This window comes from Pseudomonas baetica (assembly GCF_051216495.1).
Classification (GTDB): domain Bacteria; phylum Pseudomonadota; class Gammaproteobacteria; order Pseudomonadales; family Pseudomonadaceae; genus Aquipseudomonas; species Aquipseudomonas baetica_B.
This window is the reverse complement of record NZ_JBPKAM010000012.1, coordinates 42,602-64,077: the sequence shown is the minus strand read 5'-3', so window position 1 is coordinate 64,077 and position 21,476 is coordinate 42,602. Positions and strand designations below refer to the sequence as shown.

Annotated in this window: 20 protein-coding genes; 5 read left to right on the top strand and 15 right to left on the bottom strand. The window is 52.8% G+C overall.

Annotated elements, in window-relative coordinates; genetic code table 11:
• Positions 1–2 precede the first annotated feature (2 nt).
• From ACSFE6_RS07185 to ACSFE6_RS07165, 5 genes are all read left to right on the top strand, one after another.
• Positions 3–1,334, top strand: coding sequence for a rhamnosyltransferase WsaF family glycosyltransferase (locus ACSFE6_RS07185; protein WP_435426945.1), 1,332 nt, complete (start codon positions 3–5; stop codon positions 1,332–1,334).
• 130 nt (positions 1,335–1,464) lie between these two features.
• Positions 1,465–2,445: a glycosyltransferase family 2 protein gene (locus ACSFE6_RS07180; protein ID WP_435426944.1), complete on the top strand. Its 981-nt coding sequence runs from the start codon at positions 1,465–1,467 to the stop codon at positions 2,443–2,445.
• A complete protein-coding gene (locus ACSFE6_RS07175; protein ID WP_435426943.1) occupies positions 2,426–3,100 on the top strand; it encodes a class I SAM-dependent methyltransferase in 675 nt (224 codons plus the stop codon). The genes ACSFE6_RS07180 and ACSFE6_RS07175 overlap by 20 nt, the downstream gene beginning before the upstream one ends.
• Positions 3,081–3,494, top strand: a complete 414-nt coding sequence (locus tag ACSFE6_RS07170) for a GtrA family protein (protein ID WP_435426942.1) — start codon at positions 3,081–3,083, stop codon at positions 3,492–3,494. The genes ACSFE6_RS07175 and ACSFE6_RS07170 overlap by 20 nt, the downstream gene beginning before the upstream one ends.
• 94 nt (positions 3,495–3,588) lie before the next feature.
• A complete protein-coding gene (locus ACSFE6_RS07165; RefSeq protein ID WP_435426941.1) occupies positions 3,589–6,186 on the top strand; it encodes a hypothetical protein in 2,598 nt (865 codons plus the stop codon).
• Positions 6,187–6,292: 106 nt separating this feature from the next.
• Here ACSFE6_RS07165 and ACSFE6_RS07160 read toward each other — a convergent pair whose 3' ends face one another.
• The 15 genes from ACSFE6_RS07160 to hisC form a co-directional block, all read right to left on the bottom strand.
• The gene (locus tag ACSFE6_RS07160) at positions 6,293–7,660 is read right to left on the bottom strand and encodes an FAD/NAD(P)-binding protein (protein WP_435426940.1); all 1,368 of its coding nucleotides are present in this window, start codon (positions 7,658–7,660) and stop codon (positions 6,293–6,295) included.
• On the bottom strand, positions 7,657–8,250 hold the full coding sequence (cysC, locus tag ACSFE6_RS07155; protein WP_435426939.1) for an adenylyl-sulfate kinase: 594 nt from the start codon (positions 8,248–8,250) through the stop codon (positions 7,657–7,659). Before cysC ends, ACSFE6_RS07160 begins: the two co-directional genes overlap by 4 nt.
• 109 nt (positions 8,251–8,359) lie before the next feature.
• Positions 8,360–9,373: an MraY family glycosyltransferase gene (locus ACSFE6_RS07150; RefSeq protein ID WP_435426938.1), complete on the bottom strand. Its 1,014-nt coding sequence runs from the start codon at positions 9,371–9,373 to the stop codon at positions 8,360–8,362.
• A complete protein-coding gene (locus ACSFE6_RS07145; protein ID WP_435426937.1) occupies positions 9,370–10,332 on the bottom strand; it encodes a UDP-glucose 4-epimerase family protein in 963 nt (320 codons plus the stop codon). Before ACSFE6_RS07145 ends, ACSFE6_RS07150 begins: the two co-directional genes overlap by 4 nt.
• Positions 10,329–11,252 carry a glycosyltransferase gene (locus ACSFE6_RS07140; RefSeq protein WP_435426936.1) on the bottom strand — a complete coding sequence of 308 codons (924 nt, stop codon included), beginning with the start codon at positions 11,250–11,252 and terminating at the stop codon, positions 10,329–10,331. The genes ACSFE6_RS07145 and ACSFE6_RS07140 overlap by 4 nt, the downstream gene beginning before the upstream one ends.
• Positions 11,253–11,307: 55 nt before the next feature.
• A complete protein-coding gene (gene rfbA / locus ACSFE6_RS07135; RefSeq protein ID WP_435426935.1) occupies positions 11,308–12,198 on the bottom strand; it encodes a glucose-1-phosphate thymidylyltransferase RfbA in 891 nt (296 codons plus the stop codon).
• Positions 12,195–13,088, bottom strand: a complete 894-nt coding sequence (gene rfbD / locus ACSFE6_RS07130) for a dTDP-4-dehydrorhamnose reductase (RefSeq protein WP_435426934.1) — start codon at positions 13,086–13,088, stop codon at positions 12,195–12,197. Before rfbD ends, rfbA begins: the two co-directional genes overlap by 4 nt.
• Positions 13,085–14,161: a dTDP-glucose 4,6-dehydratase gene (gene rfbB, locus ACSFE6_RS07125; RefSeq protein WP_435426933.1), complete on the bottom strand. Its 1,077-nt coding sequence runs from the start codon at positions 14,159–14,161 to the stop codon at positions 13,085–13,087. Before rfbB ends, rfbD begins: the two co-directional genes overlap by 4 nt.
• 228 nt (positions 14,162–14,389) lie before the next feature.
• Positions 14,390–14,629, bottom strand: a complete 240-nt coding sequence (locus ACSFE6_RS07120; protein WP_435426932.1) for a lipopolysaccharide assembly protein LapA domain-containing protein — start codon at positions 14,627–14,629, stop codon at positions 14,390–14,392.
• A 27-nt stretch (positions 14,630–14,656) separates the two neighbouring features.
• Positions 14,657–14,953, bottom strand: a complete 297-nt coding sequence (gene ihfB, locus ACSFE6_RS07115) for an integration host factor subunit beta (protein WP_007899751.1) — start codon at positions 14,951–14,953, stop codon at positions 14,657–14,659.
• A 139-nt stretch (positions 14,954–15,092) separates the two neighbouring features.
• Positions 15,093–15,371: a hypothetical protein gene (locus ACSFE6_RS07110; protein ID WP_435426931.1), complete on the bottom strand. Its 279-nt coding sequence runs from the start codon at positions 15,369–15,371 to the stop codon at positions 15,093–15,095.
• Between the two features lie 246 nt (positions 15,372–15,617).
• The gene (gene rpsA, locus ACSFE6_RS07105; protein WP_047527094.1) at positions 15,618–17,312 is read right to left on the bottom strand and encodes a 30S ribosomal protein S1; all 1,695 of its coding nucleotides are present in this window, start codon (positions 17,310–17,312) and stop codon (positions 15,618–15,620) included.
• 120 nt (positions 17,313–17,432) lie between these two features.
• A complete protein-coding gene (cmk, locus tag ACSFE6_RS07100) occupies positions 17,433–18,122 on the bottom strand; it encodes a (d)CMP kinase (RefSeq protein WP_435426930.1) in 690 nt (229 codons plus the stop codon).
• Positions 18,119–20,326 carry a bifunctional prephenate dehydrogenase/3-phosphoshikimate 1-carboxyvinyltransferase gene (locus ACSFE6_RS07095; protein WP_435426964.1) on the bottom strand — a complete coding sequence of 736 codons (2,208 nt, stop codon included), beginning with the start codon at positions 20,324–20,326 and terminating at the stop codon, positions 18,119–18,121. The genes cmk and ACSFE6_RS07095 overlap by 4 nt, the downstream gene beginning before the upstream one ends.
• A 28-nt stretch (positions 20,327–20,354) precedes the next feature.
• Positions 20,355–21,467 carry a histidinol-phosphate transaminase gene (gene hisC, locus ACSFE6_RS07090; protein ID WP_435426929.1) on the bottom strand — a complete coding sequence of 371 codons (1,113 nt, stop codon included), beginning with the start codon at positions 21,465–21,467 and terminating at the stop codon, positions 20,355–20,357.
• Positions 21,468–21,476: the final 9 nt, after the last annotated feature.

The window sequence follows — 21,476 nt, the reverse complement described above, 5'->3', positions numbered from 1 at the left end:
CTGTGAACGCTCACTTATTTGCAGCCCAAGTCAAAAAATCTTTGATCCACATAAGACAGGAAGGCTTATCTTCTTTCATCAATATATTGTCGCGCCGCCTTAAAAGTTCCCGATCGTTATTTACTAAACCTGACGTTGTGAATGCCTACCGGTTCTTGAAGTTTGCTCCCTCCATTCAACAGCCGGACACAGATCTGATCAACGCAGAAAAAACCATCAACTGGTACATCCCGCCGATTGGTAAAGGCTCTGGTGGACACCTGAATATTTTCAGGTTTATGCGACACCTCGGAAATCTGGGATTCACCAATCGGGTGATCATCGTCGAAGAAAACAGTGGCGTTTCCGTCACTAAAGTAAAGTCGACGATTTTAGAGTGGTTCAAACTCGACAACATTGACGTCTATTATATCGACGCGTCTATCCCCTCCGCCGCGGTGTCCATTGCAACCTCGTGGCAAACCGCGTACGCGCTGAACAACATTAGTGCAAAAACTCATAAATGCTATTTTGTTCAGGATTATGAGCCTTGGTTCTATCCCGCCGGTACCGAATATGCGCTGGCGGAGCAAACCTATCGGTTTGGCTTTCATGGGTTCACGGCTGGAAGCTGGTTGTCCAACCTGCTGAACGATCAGTTCGGCATGCAGGCTACAGCACTTGGTTTTTCCTATGATAGAGCGCTCTACAAGCCCCACGCTAATGCTAATAAAGGCGCCGCCAAACGCGTCTTCTTTTATGTCCGGCCACCGACAGCGAGACGGGCTTTTGACCTTGGTGTACTGGTACTGGCCGAGCTTGCGCAACGCATTCCGAATATAACCGTGGTGATGGCTGGATGGGACGTGCACCACTACGAGTTTCCATTTTCCTGCGATCACGCCGGGCTGCAGAACCCCGACCAACTTGCTAAGCTGTACAGCTCTTGTGATGCCGCGCTTGTATTATCACTAACAAACCTGTCGCTTTTACCTCTCGAGATCATGGCATGTGGTGTACCTGTTGTGAGTAACCGAGCAGAGTACACAGAATGGCTTCTTAACGACGATGTCGCGATGTTGGCAGAACCAACAATCGACTCATTGGCAAGCGCATTGGAAAAAGTATTGTTGTCCCCTGAATTGTCGCAAAAGCTCAAGGAGAACGCTTTTGCATTTGCGGCATCCGCCTCCTGGGCCGAGGAAGGGGACAAAATGACTCAAAAGCTTCAGGAGATATTGTCCAGCCCCTACCCTTCCGGCGCTAATGACACAGCTTCTGAGGTACAGATTCCCAGACTCGCAGCGGGTATGCTGAGCAGATCCGACACCCTTGACCCAGAATCTGAAGACTGAGCCGAGCACCTGACAGAAATGCGAAAGGCAATTCAGAGATCTGACAGCATCCGAGTCGAAAGTTTGTAGCATCAGTCGAGGAAAAAAACCTTAGGCTTTCAAAAAATCAAAATGAGACTGATAACTTAGTATGATGATCATTGAAGATAAATACATAAAGTTTTCTATCGTTGTGCCGGTGTACCGAAGCGCCGCTATTTTACCAACGCTGGTTCAACAAACACATGAAGCTATGGTTAAAGAAGGGCTGTCAGGCTCCTTCGAACTAATCCTTGTAAATGACGCTGGTCCCGACAACAGCTGGGCGGTCATTCAGTCTCTCGCTATGACCCATGATTTTATCCGCGGCATCAACCTGCGAAAAAACGCCGGGCAACACAACGCCATCATGGCAGGACTGAATCATGTTCGCGGTCAATTTGTTGCGATCATGGATGATGATCTTCAGCACCCTCCCGGCGCGCTCGGAGAAATGATACGAGCACTTGAAGGAGGCTATGACGTCTGTTACACCCGATACCTGAATCGGCAGCATGCCTGGTGGAAAAAGGCTGGCAGCCGCTTCAATGACTATGTTGCCTCGCTGCTACTGGACAAGCCTAAAGGCCTTTACCTTTCTTCATTCAAAGCAATGCGACGAGAAATCGTCGAAGATATCATCAAATACGATGGTCCTTATGCCTACATAGACGGACTGATCCTGGATGTCACTCAGTCCATTACGGCCATCGATATCGTCCACCTCGCACGGCACGAAGGTGAAAGCAACTATAATTTTCGCCGACTGCTATCGCTTTGGTTGAAGATGGCCACAAGCTTCTCGATTCTGCCTTTGCGTATAGCAACCTACCTGGGATTTACTCTGGCAGCTCTCAGCCTGGTAACCGGTATTTTTGTGATTGTGGCAAAAACACTACACCCTGAATACCCACCAGGATGGGCCTCACTGATCGCTGTAATGCTTTTTATCGGCGGCGTTCAAACCTTATGCATTGGGATGGTGGGGGAATATCTTGGCAGAACCTATTTGAAATTAAACCGCAAACAGCAATTCATTATCGGTAGCACTACTTGGCAAGGAGCGGGATTACATGAACAAACCCGAGTTTGATAAGTTCGCGGGCGAATACAACCAGGTTCTTGGTGAAACCATCCCCGATGCGTTGAATGAAGACACTTACTTTGCCGAATACAAAATCGCGTTGATGGCTTCGCGTCTGCAAGGAAAAAAAATCACTCGCATCCTCGACTTTGGTTGCGGTGCTGGCAGAAGCTTGGTGTTTTTGAAGAATTATTTCCCGAATAGCGAAATATGGGGCTACGACGTTTCTCCAGAATCGTTGAAAGTAGCCTCAAGTCAACTACCGGAAGCCACCCTGTTTTCAGATTGGTCAACTCTGGGAGACATACAATTTGACGCTATCATTGCCGCCAATGTTTTCCATCACATTCCAGTCTCCGAACGTTTGCCAGCACTGATACTGTGCCGAAAAGCCCTCAGTGCCGAAGGGCAAATGTTCATGTTTGAACATAACCCCTACAACCCCCTGACGCGCTGGATTTTCGAACGCTGCCCATTCGATGCCGATGCCGAGATGTTGAATCTGAGCACGGCTCTCGAAATGGCACGCCGTGCAGGGTACGCCTCAGAGGAACATTCCTACACGTTGTTCTTCCCGAAACAACTAGCCTTCCTGCGTAAACTAGAACCTTACCTTAAACGCCTGCCATTGGGAGCTCAGTACTATGTCCAGATGGCGGGTTGAGTCGAGCTATCTCGGGCGTTATATAGGAAGCGGCGCTTTTAACACCTTGGTGGGGTTTGCCGTCATATTCCTGGCAATGTGGGTAGGGCTATCGCCTTCGATTGCCAACATTTCGGGATATGCCGCCGGCTTCTTACTGGGTTTTGTATTATCCAAAAAGATTGTGTTCCGGAGTAATGGCAGTTTCGTAAAGGAAAGTGTGCGCTATCTGATTGCATTCCTAATCGCTTTTGCCCTAAATTTTATTGTTTTGCACATTGCACTGGATAAGTTCGAGCTAACCGCAATACCAGCTCAAATTTTCGCAGCGTTCGTTTACACCTTCGCAATGTATGCCTTGACGCGCTTCTATGTATTCTCACCCACCTTGGCCTCCAAGAGTAACAGTCAATAACCGAACTGAATGAGCGTTATGCACGCCGTGCAGCATGACTGCTGCGACTTGAATGTCAACTTGCACAGCAAAATCAAGATAATGGAATTCGACAATGCTCAGTAAGTCATCTCTGATGATATCCGTAGTGATTGGAGCCTTGCTCCTGGGGCCGGTGGCGGTCACGTTTTACCAAGCACTGGCTGCATTGCCCTATGGTATGCGAGTGATTAGTACCGGTCTCGTCATCGGCATTTTCATCCTGGCATTTTTCTTGATCCGCCAACCGCTGCGAGAAATTGGCGCCCTGAGGTACTGGCTGCTTGGCGCCACACTTGCCTTGGGCTTAGGTTTATATACTACCTCCAAAATAGAGGTTGCATCTGCCGATTATGCTGCGACCCACTACTCGAACGGCACGCAAACAGACAGTGTAAAACCTTCAAGCATTAGCGTTTGGGGTCGTGCGATCAAAGGCTATGACATGCATCCCGCCTACGGAACTGCGGTTGTGCTGAACTCTCTGGAGGCCAAATTCAGTTCCAAACCAGAAAAAATTAAGCTACTGTTCGCCAAGCCACCGCACGCTTTATTCCAAACCAATGGAATCCCGACTGAGAGTGATGGCATTTCCGTCGAATTGAATGCCTTTGACGAAAGCGGCAACCTTGGTTACTCAAAGAACCTCTTGATCCCCCAAGAAAGCTTCCTCAAAGATAAGTGGATCGAGAAAGTTGTAAAGATGGATACCGGCATTGCATCAATAAAAGTTGCAATCGGATGGGGGCCACCAGGGAGTACACCTAATTACGACTCCACACTTGTTGGATTTCAGGTCTGGAGTTGGCATACCTACGCCGAGCAGATCGGAAAAGTGATACTCGTGTGTACTGGTTTCTTTGTCGTTGGGCTGTTCCTGATCCTAAATTTTATAGCTTTGAACTCAGGAACATCGATCCGTCTGAGAGCCACCTCGTCGCAAACCGTACTCTATTGCGGGCTGGTACTCGCCTGCTTGATGCTTGTAGCCTTTTGGTCCGAAAGCAAGACTTCGTACGTATTTTTCTGGGATTTCCGAAACTATTGGGAAAAGACTGAAACACTGTACGAACTCTTCAAAGCAGGCGCTTGGGCCCAAGCTGTAGGTGTGTTCTCTTCATCTTACGCCACAGATTACTCAATGCTACCTTCGGTGCTGCCAGCCCTATTGAGTCTCGTAACAGGATACCCGACCCGACTGAACTACTCGCTCACCATAACAGTACTCTATGCCTTTCCTGCCTATGTAATGGTTGCCTACATGGCGAAAAGGCTTGTTGAGGGCAGCCCCCTAGAAATAAATTACAAATCGGTACAAAACGGCTGGGTTTTTGCAAGCCTCACAGTGTTTATCGGACTACCTATCTTCTTCGGGACAACACTTTTCTTGATGCCGGACATAGGTGGTGCGATTATATTTATTGCCGCACTTTTGAACGCCTCTACCTTAATTGACACTATTAAAAGAGAAGACGACGAGACTTCCTCCCGAGGAGTATCGAAGACACTGTTGCGAACCAGCATTAGTCTTGGCGTGCTTTTCAGTTTGATGTTTATTTTTAGACGCTGGTATGTATTTGCTGCTGCGGGGATCGCTTTCTCCATATCCGTGTTGATACTGATCGAGATGATACGTGGTCAAACTGCTCGAAAAGTAGTGGCATTCCGCGCTGTAAGCGCCGCTGTGCTGATGGCTTTTGCCGCGATACCATTCTTGAGCTGGATTATATTTGTCTGGTCACAAGACTTTGGTCAGCATGACTACTCCACTCTGTATTCGTCTTATCAGAAATCGCTCGGTTATGACGCTAAGCTTTTTGGAGACGTATTTGGCTACATCGTCCCGTCACTATGCGCCGCCGGTGCCTTATTATTATATCTCCAAGGGAGATCCAAGAATCTTTTATTCCTTCTTACTCTATCTACATGTATTGCCTGTATCCTATTTCTCCACGTTCAAAGCCCTGGACGTCACCACTTTTTCCTGCTGATGCCATTATTGGGAACGTTACTAGCAGGGCTTGTCATTCTGCTGGCCCGGCGGTTTGGTCCGGTGGCTCCAATCTGCCTGACGTTGTTACTGGTAATAGGAAGTGTGGTGACAACCCTATCCAAGCAGAAGGAGTTCGAGGTAACCCCCTTTGCCTATTATGAAGACTGGATGCCACAACATCAGAAGTATGCGGGAGGCTTCAAAGAAGTGTCAGACTGGCTTGCTTTACCAGACAACGTGAACAAGAAATTTTGTCTGATCGCTTCCAGCGCCACTATCAACCAAGGGGTTTTTAATGAGCTTTGGCAAATAGCACCAAATGTCGCTAAACGCAGTTACGACCAGCGACTCATTCAGCTGGGACAAGTAGACAGTGTCAACGGCCCTCCATCGCCCATCATTAGACAATGTGAAATATTTCTGGTCGGTGTCCCCTTCCAGACCCACATGACCACCGGCCAGCAATCTACTCTGGAAATCGTCCAGAAAGATATGATTACGGGAACGGGAATCGGCGCAGCCGTTAAGGCTACTCACGAAACCTTCCCGATGGGCGACGGCATAGAAATTCGCGCATACCAAACCGTACGAGACATCACCAACGGAGAGTACGCCGACTTGGTCAAGCGCTTCCTTGATGGCAAGGGGCCTGAATATATCAACCCTGCCGCTAGCTTATAAACCAGGTTAGCTGAAACCCTAAACTCAAAAGCCCTCAACCGTATTGTACGGTTGAGGGCTTTGACATGATTGGCTAATACCTAAAAACTGACTAATTCGAATCCGATCAAATTCGCGCGAATTTTTTTACAATTTTAATAGCCAATGCACGAGCATGCTGACGAAGCTCAGGAACAGCGGTGGCTTCCCATAATTGAGCCTTGAGCATCGGACCTATATAACTTAGCCAAGACAGACTTACCCCGGAACGATCGACAACCGCATAGTCTTTATCAACGTTGATTCCGAGACTCAACGCATCAGCACAGATTATTGCTTCTTTCGATAAGAAGGATATGAAATCGTCAGTGATTTTACCAATGTCCGTGCATGGACCCGTGCAGTTAATAACCTGATCGAACTTACATTCAACAACATTCTCGGTGCCTCTTGCCTTGATTCGTACAGAGACACACTCCTCTTCATGATCAATCGATAAAATCCGGCCAGCGATCGAGCTAACACTGGACCCCGTAAGCGCCTCCTGATAAATACGAAAAGTCTGAGGCGCCACTCGATGCCGATAGATATCCCAATGCGGCTGAACGTGGCGCAAAAAGCGTTTGCGCTCATCAAGCGGCAAACGCTCCCACAGCTCGGATGTTATCGGCCTGAGTGAGGCTACAACTTCGCGCCAATGCTCTGGAGAACGGGCCACCTCCCGACGGACCACATTCAAATATTGGGATACTGATGGAGCGCTGGCGAGCAAATCTGCGCAGATAGTCGTCGAAAATCCCGGGACAGGCATCTTGTCTCGGTGCGCTGTCGGCAATAAGCCTCGACGGGAAACCATTGTTACTTTGGCAGCCGGGTATGACCGACGCATGGAGATCAAAGTGTCGACTGCGGTCAAACCAGTCCCGATCAAAAGAACGCGCGGCGCTTTATGGGACACCAGCTTTGCTGTAGTGGACCACGGATCCTCGATATAGGCGGAGCAGCAATCGAGCAGTTGCAATCCTTGGGGCGTGGCAGGGGAGAAATTGCCAAACGCCAATACGATGTGATCGGCAACAATTCGCTCTCCCGAATGAATGTCTACTATCGCCCCTGTATCTGCGGGTTGAATCGAAAGAACCTCACCGGCTATACGCGAGCACTGTACGTCAGACTCCACTTCAGCCTTATTCAGCAACTCGCTCAGATAAGTGCCATAAATTTTCCGCGAAACGAAGCTGCCTGAGTGAATATCTGGATCAGACCGTCTACAAAAAGCAAGAAAGGAATCCGGGTCATCCACAAGTGCGGACATATTGCCCGCCGGTACATTTAACAAATGATCAGAGCTGTTTGTGCCATAAGCCAGTCCACGCGCCATCTTTCCTGAACGATTGATAATGGTAAGTTGAGATCCCTTTGGCGCTCGCTTGAGAAACTCGATAGCTGTCACCGCCCCACTAAAACCCGAACCAATGATGACTAACCGTTTCAATTGGCATTCCATTGTTTTAAATAGGCTATAACAGTATCCACACCGTCATCTATCGAGTGAGTCAGAGTATCTATTGTTATCTGTGGAGACGCAGGAGGCTCGTAGGGCGAATCAATGCCTGTAAAATTTTTGATTAACCCCTGTCGCGCTTTGCTGTAAAGACCTTTGGGATCACGTCGTTCACACTCTCTGAGCGGTGTATCGACGTAAACCTCAATAAAGGACTCATCACCTATCACGCTACGCGCAAGCGCGCGATCACGGTGGAATGGAGAGATAAAAGAGGTGATGACAATGAGCCCCGCATCGACAAACAGATTCGCCACTTCAGCAACTCGCCGGATGTTTTCTTCGCGATCACGATCATCGAAGCCAAGGTCCTTGCACAACCCCATCCGGACATTGTCACCATCCAGCAGATAAGTGTGGCATCCCTTACTTACGAGTCGTTGTTCAAGCGCATCTGCCAGGGAAGATTTCCCCGATCCACTGAGACCGGTCAGCCATATCACCACCGGACGTTGGTTTTTTTGCTCGCCACGTACACGACCGGTCGTCGAGATATGCTGGGAGGTGAGATTATTCTGCATAAATTCTCGTCATCTTGATGTCTTGACCATTCGTGAGTGGCGTACCACTTCGACTGGTGAAAATGCTAAAGGTCCCTGCTGCGATATTAGACCAACCAGGCTGGTGTAACTACACGGTTTTGGCCTTACCAGCCCCCAACCAATAAACTATGAAAATCAAAGGAACAAAAGCAATGAGCAAGCCACCCACTACGTCCAATAGACTCAGCGCCACCAAAATTGAAACAGGAAGTAAAAACCCTATATTAATTGCGACGACTATGAGTGTGACTTTTTTATGCCCTAAGCGACGCGCTGCATGTTGATAGCCATGGCTACTATGGGCCTGATACACCCTATCGCCACGGACCAACCGGCAAGCTAACGTCCATGTCGCATCTACAATGAATACTCCCAATAGAATGATCCAGCTCCAGAGTAATTCAGGCTTTTGCCACGCCGCGTCCAATGAAAACACCCCTAGGACGAGACCTAGAAAACCACTTCCGGCGTCTCCCATAAAAATACGCGCCGGCGGGAAGTTCCACCAAAGAAACCCCACCACGGCAGCTCCCAAGATCAGCGGCGCCCAAACCAGATCGACGTTTTCGCTAAACCAATAAACCAGACACATGCCCAAGCAGCTACTGATTGCTTCAGCACTGGCCAGCCCATCGATACCGTCCATAAAATTATAGAGATTCAGCATCCAGACCAAATATATCAATGCCAGTAGATGACCAAACCACCTCAGATCAATAGCAGTGTCGAATAACTCAATCGGCGCAAGGCCATTTAGCCAGAATAGTGCCCAGGCGGCGGAGATAAAATGACCGAGCAAACGCCACCGGGCGGCGATATGCCCATGATCATCGGCGAAGCCGATCAGCGCAATGAGCAACGCAGAACCCAGCAAACCATACAACGCGGCAGTGCGAAGCAGGTCCAACTCCGCAAGAACGGGCAATGCCAGGAGAAAGGAAAGAACTATTGCAACCCCTCCTCCACGTGGAGTCGGCACCGAATGGGCGCTACGCTCATTGGGAATGTCCATCAAACTCTTGGACAACGCATAACGGCGCAACCCCAGCGTCGACACCCAGGAAACAGCGAATACCGCTACCAGCAGCCACCAAACAATCATTTCGTTTGTTTTTCCAAATAATGACCAGCAGTCTGACGCATGGCTTTGTCCATGTTGATGGGTGGCGTCCACCCCAGTAAATCGCGATTTTTGTTGATATCGACTTGCAGCGAGCCACATATGCGCTGAGCAAAGGCATGTCTGCCCAGTGTTGAAGCAGCCAATTTCAGCAGCCATTCAGGTATAGGCAAGAGTCGGGCAGGTTTGCCTAGCGCCTTGGATAGACGGTGAAGAAGTTGAGTTGTGGATATATCTTCGCCATCGCTGGCTAGAAAAATTTGATTGGCTGCTGCGGGGTGATCAATGCAAATAGCAACGAGGCTCGCCAGGTTTTCGATTGCTACCAGGCTACGCTGATTGCGAATTGAGCCAAACGGTAAAGGAATACCCTTATTAAGCCACCTCAGCATGCTCAGAAAGTTAGCTTTTACACCAGGACCGTAGACCAGTGGTGGACGAATGATCACCACCTCCATCCCGGTATCTCGACCTAGCTGCTTCAGAGCCTCTTCGGCTTCGTACTTGGACACACCATACGGATCCTGCGGATTCGGATGATCATCCGCTTTAAACGGCTTGCCTGGGAGAGTGCTTTCTCCGTTCACCTTGATAGAACTGATGAAAATAAAACGCTTTACTCCCGACGCCGCAGCGCATTGAGCCAGCTTGATCGTTCCTTCCACATTGACTTTGCGAAACTCGGCCAATGCATCCAGCGCGGTTTCATTCATGATATGCACTCGGGCAGCAGCATGAATGATTACCTGGACATCGTCGAGGGTAGGCAAGACCTTGGCATGTGTGAGATTCAATGGCAGGACCGGACACAGCCCATGCAGCCGGCTAGCACCGCGAGCAGCTGCGATAGGATTAAACTTCTTGTCCACCAACAACCTGAAAACCAACGCCTCTCCAACGAAACCGCTCGCCCCTGTCACTAATACCTTCGGGGCCTTCATTTGGCTTTCTTCCCTATCAGCGCGGCAGCCCAACATATACAAAAGAAAAACAATTTATCCCGCACCCGCCGCCGGCATCGCCAGGCACTAAAGGAAAGCCGTAAAAGGTGCCTACGCTGTAATTTCAACCAAGTTCGCACAAAAGGATCAGTACCCTGCCCAACCAAATGCGCAATCAACTGCACCTGATTAAACCACCAACCGTCATGGATAGTTTTGTAACGTGCAATCAGTGGACTTAACCCCTTATTGGCACCTACCTGGTTACGCTCGTGCTGGCGATATTCCATAGACGGCTCGGAGTCAATATACCAACGGTATCCATGACTACGGGCGAACGCGTAACAATACCAATCGTGCAAGCTGACATTTTGCAGTTGATGCCATTTGTCGAGCATTGAAGCCTTTAAAGAACTAGCGAGGCTTTTGTTCATAACATACGTACAACCAGGGCCCGCCGCTTCGAACAAGAAATCCCATTCAACCTGAGCCTGTGCCTTGTCCAGCAAATGGGTTTTACCATTAGGCCAAAAGGCTGTGACGTTACTGGAGTAGGCATCGACCTGACGGGCTTGAATGGCACGGGTCGCGCGCTGAAGCTTATCCGTATGCCAAATGTCATCCTGGTCAGCAAAAGCAACGTAGCCGTGACCTTCGAAGTCAACATCACGGATGAGCCGGAAGAAATTACGAGATGCACCACCAAAGCTGCCAGCAGTCGGTAAGACCAAAACTTCGGGATGTTTCGCAGCATAAGCCGCACACCAAGCTTCAGTACCGTCAGTGGAGGGGTCGATGCTGATGTAAACGGTTACGTCGACAGCTAACTGGCCGAGGATCGAGGCCAACTGCTCCTCGATCCACTGCATGCCATTGTACGCAGCCAGCAAAACTGCAACCTTGGGATATTTTACTGGCATGCCATTCCTGCCTGCACTGGTTAAACGCTACTTTGCGAAAAATTGAGCGCTCAAATCAATGAGAAGGCGAGTCCAGCAGCTTCTGCAGGTACTGGCCGTAGCCAGTCTTCTTCAGGGCGTGGGCTTGAGCACTTAACTGCTCGGCAGTAATCCAACCGTTGTGGTAGGCAATCTCTTCCAGGCACGCAACTTTCAGGCCTTGGCGCTGCTCTATGGTGTGCACGAAGTGACTAGCCTCCAGCAGCGAATCGTGGGTACCGGTGTCAAGCCAGGCGAAACCACGGCCGAGCATTTCAACATTGAGCGTCTTGCGCTCGAGATACGCGCGATTGACATCGGTGATTTCCAATTCGCCACGATCAGACGGCTTGATACTTTTAGCTATCTCGACGACGTCGTTATCGTAGAAGTACAGTCCGGTCACCGCATAGTTAGATTTTGGCTTCAGCGGTTTCTCTTCAATGCTGAGTGCCCGACCGGTTTTATCGAACTCAACAACTCCGAAGCGTTCCGGATCGGAGACATGGTAGCCAAATACGGTAGCGCCGTGCTGCTGAGAGCTGGCGGAGCGCAAATTGTCCGAGAAGTGCTGACCGTAGAAGATGTTGTCGCCCAAGATCAGACAGCACGGATCCTTACCGATGAACTCCTCGCCGATGATAAAAGCTTGGGCCAGGCCATCCGGACTAGGTTGCTCGGCGTAGTTCAACTTGATGCCATACAGACTGCCGTCGCCCAGTAACTTACGAAAGCATGGCAAGTCTTCCGGGGTGGATATGATCAGGATTTCACGCATGCCTGCCAACATGAGCACCGACAGCGGATAGAAGATCATCGGTTTGTCGTAGATTGGCAGCATCTGCTTGGAAACACCGAGGGTCAGCGGGTGCAAACGAGTGCCCGAGCCACCAGCCAGGATGATGCCTTTACGATTTGTCGTGGTCATTTGTTCAAAACTTCCCTAAGCATTCGGGTTACGCCACTTTGCCAATCCGGCAAGTGTAGTGAAAAATTGTCACGCAGCTTCTGAGTATTCATTCGCGAATTCAGAGGACGGCGCGCAGGTGTTGGGTAAGCCGTCGTTTCAATCGGATTAATCGTCGTTACGGCGAGCTGCTCGCCGCTAGCTTGGGCGAAGCCAATCACATAACTTGCATAACCGTGCCAGGACACTTCACCACCGGCTGCCAGGTGATACAGGCCCCACAACTCCGGACGCTGCAAAACCTGCTGAATAGCCAACGCTGTCACATCAGCAATCAGATCGGCACCCGTCGGGGCTCCGACTTGATCAGCAATGACGCTCAGCGTTTCACGATCCTTCGCCAGACGCAGCATGGTCTTAGCAAAGTTGTTGCCTCGAGCTCCGTAGACCCAGCTTGAACGGAAGATAAGATACTTGCAGCCCGACGCAATAATCGCCTGCTCGCCAGCCAGCTTGCTAGCGCCGTAGTGATTCACCGGAGACACAGCATCTGTTTCCTGCCATGGCGCAGAACCCTGGCCACTGAAAACGTAGTCGGTGGAGTAGTGAATTAGCCAAGCTCCCAGAATCTTCGCCTCTTCGGCTATGACCTGACTTGCCAGACCATTGACACGATCAGCCAGCTCGCGCTCGGACTCAGCTTTATCGACTGCGGTGTAGGCCGCAGCGTTAACAATAATGTCAGGCTTGACCTTGCGTATCGTTGCGCGCAAAGCGTCGACATCGGACAGATCACCACTCAAGCCATCAACCGTATGGCGGTCCAACGCAATCAGCTCACCAAGCGGCACAAGGGAGCGTTGTAACTCCCAACCTACCTGGCCGCTTTTTCCCAGCAGAAGGATTTTCATGCTTTGCTTGAGCGATCTGCGTAGTTCTGGTCGATCCATTGCTGGTAGCTACCGCTCTTGACGTGAGCGACCCATTCAGCGTTTTTCAGGTACCACTCAACAGTTTTGCGAATACCGGTTTCGAACGTTTCTTCCGGCGTCCAGCCCAGCTCACGCTGGATTTTGCTGGCATCGATCGCATAACGCTGGTCGTGGCCCGGGCGATCCTGAACGTAGGTGATCAAGCTCGCGTGTGGGCGATGGGCGGAGTCTGGGCGAAGCTCGTCGAGCAGTGCGCAAAGGGTATGCACCACTTCGATGTTTTGCTTTTCGTTATGTCCGCCGATGTTGTACGTCTCGCCGATAACGCCTTCGGTCACGACTTTGTAAAGAGCACGGGCGTGGTCTTCAACGTATAACCAATCACGAACCTGATTGCCTTTGCCATAGACCGGCAACGGCTTGCCTTCCAGCGCATTGAGAATGATCAGTGGGATCAACTTCTCGGGGAAATGGCATGGACCGTAGTTGTTCGAGCAGTTAGTGACCAGCGTCGGGAGGCCATAGGTACGGCTCCAAGCGCGTACCAGATGATCGGAACTGGCCTTACTGGCGGAATATGGAGAGCTCGGCTGATACGGCGTGGTTTCGGTGAAGAGATCTTCCGGACCTTCGAGGTCCCCGTAAACTTCATCCGTCGAAATATGATGGAAACGGAAGTTGGCTTTACGGGTGTCATCTAGTACCGCCCAATACTGGCGTGCAGCTTCCAGCAGGGTGTAAGTTCCGATGATGTTGGTCTGAATGAATTCAGATGGCCCCGAGATAGAGCGGTCGACATGGGACTCTGCGGCCAGGTGCATGATGGCATCTGGTTGGTGCTCACGAAGGACGCGGTCGATTTGGTCACGGTCGCAGATATCGACGCGCTCGAATGCATAGCGCGAGTTATGACTAACCTCAGCTAACGACTCAAGGTTACCGGCGTAGGTAAGCTTATCGACGTTAACGACAGAGTCGGTAGTGTTGGAGATGATGTGACGAATGACTGCCGAGCCGATAAATCCGGCGCCGCCGGTTACTAGAATTTTCACGCGAAACCATACCCTTAAGTTACTGACAGGGCCGCCAACCGAGCGCTGTCAAATCCATGAGTGCAAAAACCATCAAGCCCGCCGAAACCTTGGCAGAATCAGGCCATACCGACATGCGGAAATGCCACTATCGGATAAGCACAGCATTTTACAGCTTAATGGCAGTTTTACTAATGGATAAAGATGAGCTGCGGATAAAGATTAGTACGACTTCCTACTATGGCGTAATCAGACAAGGCGCTTGCGTGAAACTCTGAACGATCGTCCCAGAAGCCAACCAACAACTGGCCCAATCAACATACCAGCGAGCAGCGTAATCACCATAACCAACGAAACAGGCAACTGCGGCCCCGCCCAACCAAGGAACAACAACGTTACTGACTGCTGATTCTCGAGAACGAACGCCAAGACCGACAAAACCAGCAACAAAATGAACAACGCGAGCAACACACGCTTGAAGTTACGCATCAGTAGCTCCTTGAATGGCGAGGACCGTCAAAGCCCCTCCTCCTCTTCTTCATTCACGCGATCGCGCAGCTCTTTGCCTGGCTTGAAATGCGGGACGAATTTACCGTCGAGACTGACGGACTGACCGGTTTTTGGATTGCGACCTACACGCGGTGCGCGGTAGTGCAGGGAGAAGCTGCCAAAGCCGCGGATTTCGATGCGATCACCAGTGGCCAGACATTGGGACATTTGCTCAAGCATGGTCTTGATGGCCAGCTCCACATCCTTTGATGAGAGCAGCCCTTGATGGGTGACAATTCGTTCGATCAACTCCGACTTCGTCATATTTTTCCCTTCTTTTTCAAGCAGCTAGGAAAATCGCTTCGATGGTTTTAGCACGCCCCAGCGAATTTGAACAGTCCCGGTTTTGACATACCCCTGAACACCGCGTAATGCCTGATTTCGGGACATCGAGCCTGCACCCTCACCTGCATATCACGAGCATGGTTCGCGTCAGGTAGCCTGCGGGATTGAACCCAAATGGGAAATCGTCCTCCTCCTTGGCATCGTCAGACCTTGTCACGACCTTATAACCTGCTCCCTTGCACTCCTTCGCAGCTCGCTTGCGGCATTTTTCCCATCCTGAGCCCAGCCCCGAACAATCAACTTCAATGCCGCTGACCCCTCGCACGACATGGGTCTTGGCATTAGTGGTACATCCAGCTAGTGTCAGTATTACCATTACGACAATGAGCTTGTTCATCCACTTCCTTATGCTAGGCACCAGCCGAGCTTCGTTCACTTAGGACCAAGACTAGCTGCAATTAAGCGATTGATCCTGCTGAAGAAAGAGACAGTTTTGGTGGGGTATGGTTTCGCTGCTCCGGTCGAGCCGCAAGGTGAAAGCGAAAGATCGCAGCCTTCGGCAGCTCCTACAGGGAACAGCGGCTAAATTTCAGGCACAAAAAAGGGCGACCGAAGTCGCCCTTTTTTTACAGAAAGTCAGAACTTAGTTCTGTTTTTCCGCTTGTGCAGCACGCAGCAGGTCACCCAGGGTGGTGGCTACTGGAGCATCCGTAGCTACTGGCTTGTCGCGCAGGCTCTGGATGGCTTCTTTCTCGTCTTCAACGTCTTTCGACTTGATCGAGAGCTGGATTACACGACTCTTGCGGTCAACGCTGATGATCTTGGCTTCTACTTCTTCGCCTTCTTTCAGAACGTTGCGCGCGTCTTCAACGCGGTCACGGCTGATTTCGGAGGCTTTCAGAGTTGCTTCGATATCGTCGGCCAGAGTGATGATGGCGCCTTTAGCGTCAACTTCCTTCACGATGCCTTTAACGATGGCGCCTTTGTCGTTCTCTTGAACGTACTCGGAGAACGGATCGCTTTCCAGTTGCTTGATACCCAGGGAGATGCGCTCGCGCTCTGGGTCAACCGACAGGATAACGGTGTCCAGCTCGTCGCCCTTCTTGAAACGGCGTACGGCTTCTTCGCCCACTTCGTTCCAGGAGATGTCGGACAGGTGAACCAGACCGTCGATGCCGCCGTCCAGACCAATGAAGATACCGAAATCGGTGATCGACTTGATGGTGCCGGAGATCTTGTCGCCCTTGTTGAACTGGCCAGAGAAGTCTTCCCATGGGTTCGACTTGCACTGCTTGATGCCCAGGGAGATACGACGACGCTCTTCGTCGATGTCCAGAACCATAACTTCCACTTCGTCGCCGACTTGTACGACTTTCGAAGGGTGGATGTTCTTGTTGGTCCAGTCCATTTCGGAAACGTGTACCAGACCTTCAACGCCTTCTTCCAGCTCAGCGAAGCAGCCGTAGTCGGTCAGGTTGGTTACACGAGCGGTAACGCGAGTGCTTTCTGGGTAACGGGCTTTGATAGCAACCCATGGATCTTCGCCCAGTTGCTTCAGGCCCAGGGAAACACGATTGCGCTCGCGATCGTACTTCAGAACCTTGACATCGATCTCGTCGCCAACGTTGACGATTTCGGAAGGATGCTTGATGCGCTTCCAAGCCATGTCGGTAATGTGCAGCAGGCCATCGACGCCACCCAGATCGACGAATGCGCCGTAATCGGTGAGGTTCTTGACGATACCTTTGACTTGTTGGCCTTCCTGCAGGGATTCCAGCAGAGCTTCGCGCTCGGCGGAGTTCTCGGCTTCCAGGACGCTGCGACGGGAAACGACAACGTTGTTGCGCTTCTGGTCCAGCTTGATGACCTTGAATTCCAGCTCTTTGCCTTCCAGGTGCGTGGTGTCGCGCACTGGACGGACGTCAACCAGAGAACCTGGCAGGAACGCACGGATGCCGTTAACGTCGACAGTGAAGCCGCCTTTAACCTTACCGTTGATAACGCCCTTGACCACTTCTTCGGCTGCGAAGGCTGCTTCCAGAACGATCCAGCATTCAGCGCGCTTGGCTTTTTCACGGGACAGCTTGGTTTCACCGAAACCGTCTTCAACCGAGTCCAGAGCAACGTGAACTTCGTCACCGACGTTGATGTTCAGTTCGCCAGCGTCGTTGTAGAACTGCTCCAGCGGGATCAGTGCTTCGGACTTCAGGCCAGCGTGAACGGTTACCCAGCGAGCTTGGTAATCGATATCAACGATAACACCGGTGATGATGGAGCCTGCCTGAAGGTTCAGGGTCTTTAGGCTTTCTTCAAAGAGTTCCGCAAAGCTTTCGCTCATTTTAATTCCTGTTGATAAGGGCGAAGAATACGCCCATCTCCACATCCCAGACGATGCGGGTCAGTTTCGATTAAAGGAAGCCACCGCAGGACTATGACTGGTCCCCTGCGGCCTTCCTGGTCACCCGGCGATATCGCGGATGGCGATCTCGCTCATGATGCGTTCCAGCACCTGATCGATGGACAATTCCGTGGAATCCAGCTGTATGGCGTCAGCCGCCGGTTTAAGCGGGGCTACCGCTCGCTGGGTGTCACGCTCATCGCGCGCACGTATCTCATCTAGCAGACTCGACAGACTAACACCATCGACTTTGCCCTTCAACTGCAAGTAACGACGGCGCGCACGCTCCTCGGCACTGGCAGTGAGGAAAATCTTCAGCGGCGCGTCCGGAAAAACCACCGTGCCCATGTCGCGACCATCGGCCACCAGGCCCGGCGTTTCCTGAAACGCACGCTGGCGTTGCAGCAGCGCCTCGCGCACAGCCGGCAGCGCAGCCACCTTGGAGGCACCGGCACCGACGCTTTCCGTACGGATCACGTCGCTGACTTCGTCACCTTCCAGGATGATGCGCTGCAACTGACCGTCGGTCGCCGCAATGAATTGCACATCCAGATGAGCGGCCAGTTTTTTCAGCAGCTCTTCATTGGTCAGGTCGACGCCGTGATTGTGTGCGGCGAACGCCAGCAAACGGTACAGCGCACCGGAGTCCAACAGATTCCAGCCAAGACGCTTGGCCAGAATCCCGGCTACAGTGCCTTTGCCCGAGCCGCTTGGCCCATCAATAGTGATGACCGGCGCGATGTTGTTCACGACTGAGCCTCTTGTGCCACGCGAATACCGGTTTGTGCACACAGCGCGAGGAAGTTGGGGAACGACGTCGCGACGTTGGCGCAATCATGGATGCGGATCGGCGCAGTGGCGCGCAGCGAAGCCACACTGAATGCCATGGCAATCCGGTGATCACCGTGACCGTGCACTTCGCCGCCACCGATCTGACCACCGTCGATGATGATGCCATCCGGGGTCGGCTGGCATTTGACGCCCAGCGCCAGCAGGCCATCGGCCATGACCTGGATACGGTCCGACTCCTTGACCCGCAGCTCTTCAGCGCCGGTCAGCACGGTACGCCCTTCAGCGCAAGCAGCCGCCACGAACAGCACCGGGAATTCGTCGATGGCCAATGGCACCAACTCTTCGGGAATCTCGATACCTTTGAGTTTAGCTGCACGCACGCGCAGGTCAGCCACCGGCTCACCGCCTACTTCACGCTGGTTTTCCAGGGTGATATCAGCGCCCATCAGGCGCAGGATGTCGATCACCCCGGTACGGGTCGGGTTGATACCCACGTGTTCGAGCACCAGCTCCGAACCCTCGGCAATCGACGCCGCCACCAGGAAGAACGCCGACGACGAGATATCGCCCGGCACTTCGATGTGGGTTGCGGTCAGCTTGCTGCCGGACTCGACCGATGCGGTAGCACCGTTAACAGTCACCGGGTAGCCGAAACCACGCAGCATGCGCTCGGTATGGTCACGGGTCGGCGCAGGCTCGGTCACCGTTGTCTTGCCATCGGCGTACAGACCTGCCAGCAGCAGGCAGGACTTAACCTGGGCACTGGCCATTGGCATGGTGTAGGTCAGGCCTTTGAGCTTGTTGCCGCCACGAATGGTCATCGGCGGACGACCTTCGGCAGCGGTCTCGATCACGGCGCCCATTTCACGCAGCGGATTGGCCACGCGATTCATCGGACGCTTGGACAGCGAAGCGTCGCCAGTCAAGGTGCTGTCGAAGTTCTGCGCAGCCAGGAGGCCCGACAGCAGGCGCATCGAAGTACCGGAGTTGCCCAGATAGATCGGGCCCGGCGCAGGTTTAAGGCCATGCAGGCCTACGCCGTGAATGGTCACGCGACCATGGTGCGGACCTTCGATCACGACACCCATGTCACGGAAAGCCTGAAGCGTCGCCAGGGCATCTTCGCCCTCGAGGAAGCCTTCCACCTCGGTGACGCCTTCGGCCAGGGAGCCGAGCATGATCGAACGGTGGGAAATCGATTTGTCACCTGGTACGCGAATCCGACCGGACAGGCGGCCACCAGGTTGAGCCAGGAAAATCAGATCGTTGGAATTCATAGCGTCCACATAGGCCCTGCGGGCCAGGATTTTACTGAAATGCTCGCGGGCAACCCGGGCGCGAGTGAAAACGCCCAACAATTGGTGCCCATCCCCTGCATCGACCGCGTCGCGCAAGGCGTCGAGGTCACTGCGAAATGTGTCGAGTGTGCGCAGGACGGCCTCGCGGTTAGCGAGGAAAATGTCGTGCCACATCACCGGGTCGCTTCCGGCGATTCTTGTGAAATCGCGGAAACCGCCCGCAGCGTAACGGAAGATCTCAAGGTTTTCATTGCGCTTGGCCAGTGAGTCGACCAAACCGAACGCCAGCAAGTGCGGCAAATGACTGGTCGCCGCCAGCACTTCATCGTGGCGCTGGACCTGCATATGTTCGACATCGGCGCCCAATTCGCGCCACAAGCGGTCGACAACCGCCAAGGCTGCCGGATCGGTCTGATCCAGCGGTGTCAAAATCACTTTATGGCGGCGGAACAGCTCGGCATTGGAGGCTTCCACCCCGCTCTGCTCGGAGCCGGCAATCGGATGGCCCGGCACGAAACGCGACGGCATACCGCCAAACGCCTCGGTGGCCGCGCGCACGACATTACCCTTGGCACTGCCGACGTCGGTCAGAATCGCCTCACCCAGATCCATGACTGCCAGTCGAGCAAGCAGTTTTTCCATGGCCAGGATCGGCACCGCCAACTGGATAACGTCGGCACCCTGGCAAGCCAGCGCCAGGTCTTCCTCACAGCGATCCACCACGCCCAACTCAACCGCCAGTTTGCGCGACTGCGGATCAAGATCGACCCCGACCACTTCGCGACACACGCCACTTTCGCGCAAACCCTTGGCAAACGAACCGCCGATCAACCCAAGACCGACCACCACCAGGCGCCCGATCATAGGTTCAGCAGATTGCAGTGCAGTGACATCAACCACGAGCCAGAACCTTGGCCAGCGCCTCGAGGAAGCGACTGTTTTCAGCCGGCAGACCGATGGTAATGCGCAAGTGGTTCGGCATGCCGTAGTTGGCCACCGGGCGCACGATGACGCCTTCGCGCAGCAGGCCCTGGAACACAGGAGCCGCTACTCGCCCGACATCAACGCAGATGAAGTTGCCCTTGGATGGAATCCAGCTCAGCCCCAGCTCACGGAAGCCTGCCTCCAGTTGCTGCATGCCGGCTTCGTTCAGGCGACGGCTTTCAGCCAGGTACTCTTCGTCCTTCAGCGCCGCGCAAGCTGCGGCCAGGGCGAGACTGTTGACGTTGAACGGCTGACGCACGCGGTTCAGTACATCGGCGACCACCGCGGTGGACAGTCCGTAGCCTACGCGCAACGACGCCAGGCCATAGGCTTTGGAGAACGTGCGCGAAACCAGCAGGTTCGGGTAGGCCGCGAGGAAGTCCAGACCGTCTGGCAGATCGCTGCCTTCGGCGTACTCGATATAGGCCTCGTCCAGCACGACCAGGACGTGTTCCGGCACGTCCTGCAGGAATTCGTCCAGCGCCTCGGCGTCAAACCAGGTCCCGGTCGGGTTGTTCGGGTTGGCGATGAAGACTACACGGGTGTTAGCGTCAATGGCCGCCAGCATGGCCGGAAGGTCGTGCCCCCAGTCCTTGGCAGGAACAACCTTGGCCTGGGCGCCAACCGCCTGAGTCGCGATCGGATAGACCGCAAACGCATGCTCGCTGAACACCGCATTCAGACCCGGGGCCAGATAGGCGCGCGCGACCAGCTCCAGAATGTCATTGGAACCGTTGCCCAATGTCACCTGATTCAGCTCGACGCGGCACTGTTCGGCCAGCAGGGTTTTGAGGGCAAAACCGTTGCCGTCCGGATAGCGGGTCAACTCGGCCAGCGCATCACGGATGGCGGCCAACGCCTTTGGACTGGCGCCCAACGGGTTTTCGTTACTGGCCAGTTTGACGATGCTGGCCGGATCGAGGTCCAGTTCGCGAGCCAGTTCGTCCACGGGCTTGCCCGGAACGTAAGGCGAAAGTTGTTGCACGCCCGGCTGTGCCAGAGCGAGGAAATTACCACTCATTTGCTACCG

Coding starts and splice junctions, on each gene's coding strand:
- ACSFE6_RS07140 (WP_435426936.1), bottom strand. CDS start 11,252: ATGCCAGTAAAATATCCCAAGGTTGCAGTTTTGCTGGCTGCGTACAAT.
- ACSFE6_RS07150 (WP_435426938.1), bottom strand. CDS start 9,373: ATGATTGTTTGGTGGCTGCTGGTAGCGGTATTCGCTGTTTCCTGGGTG.
- ACSFE6_RS07145 (WP_435426937.1), bottom strand. CDS start 10,332: ATGAAGGCCCCGAAGGTATTAGTGACAGGGGCGAGCGGTTTCGTTGGA.
- ACSFE6_RS07110 (WP_435426931.1), bottom strand. CDS start 15,371: ATGAACAAGCTCATTGTCGTAATGGTAATACTGACACTAGCTGGATGT.
- ACSFE6_RS07175 (WP_435426943.1), top strand. CDS start 2,426: ATGAACAAACCCGAGTTTGATAAGTTCGCGGGCGAATACAACCAGGTT.
- ACSFE6_RS07120 (WP_435426932.1), bottom strand. CDS start 14,629: ATGCGTAACTTCAAGCGTGTGTTGCTCGCGTTGTTCATTTTGTTGCTG.
- rfbA (WP_435426935.1), bottom strand. CDS start 12,198: ATGACCACGACAAATCGTAAAGGCATCATCCTGGCTGGTGGCTCGGGC.
- ACSFE6_RS07095 (WP_435426964.1), bottom strand. CDS start 20,326: ATGATCGGGCGCCTGGTGGTGGTCGGTCTTGGGTTGATCGGCGGTTCG.
- ACSFE6_RS07180 (WP_435426944.1), top strand. CDS start 1,465: ATGATGATCATTGAAGATAAATACATAAAGTTTTCTATCGTTGTGCCG.
- ihfB (WP_007899751.1), bottom strand. CDS start 14,953: ATGACGAAGTCGGAGTTGATCGAACGAATTGTCACCCATCAAGGGCTG.
- rpsA (WP_047527094.1), bottom strand. CDS start 17,312: ATGAGCGAAAGCTTTGCGGAACTCTTTGAAGAAAGCCTAAAGACCCTG.
- rfbD (WP_435426934.1), bottom strand. CDS start 13,088: ATGAAAATCCTTCTGCTGGGAAAAAGCGGCCAGGTAGGTTGGGAGTTA.
- ACSFE6_RS07165 (WP_435426941.1), top strand. CDS start 3,589: ATGCTCAGTAAGTCATCTCTGATGATATCCGTAGTGATTGGAGCCTTG.
- ACSFE6_RS07170 (WP_435426942.1), top strand. CDS start 3,081: ATGTCCAGATGGCGGGTTGAGTCGAGCTATCTCGGGCGTTATATAGGA.
- cysC (WP_435426939.1), bottom strand. CDS start 8,250: ATGCAGAATAATCTCACCTCCCAGCATATCTCGACGACCGGTCGTGTA.
- hisC (WP_435426929.1), bottom strand. CDS start 21,467: ATGAGTGGTAATTTCCTCGCTCTGGCACAGCCGGGCGTGCAACAACTT.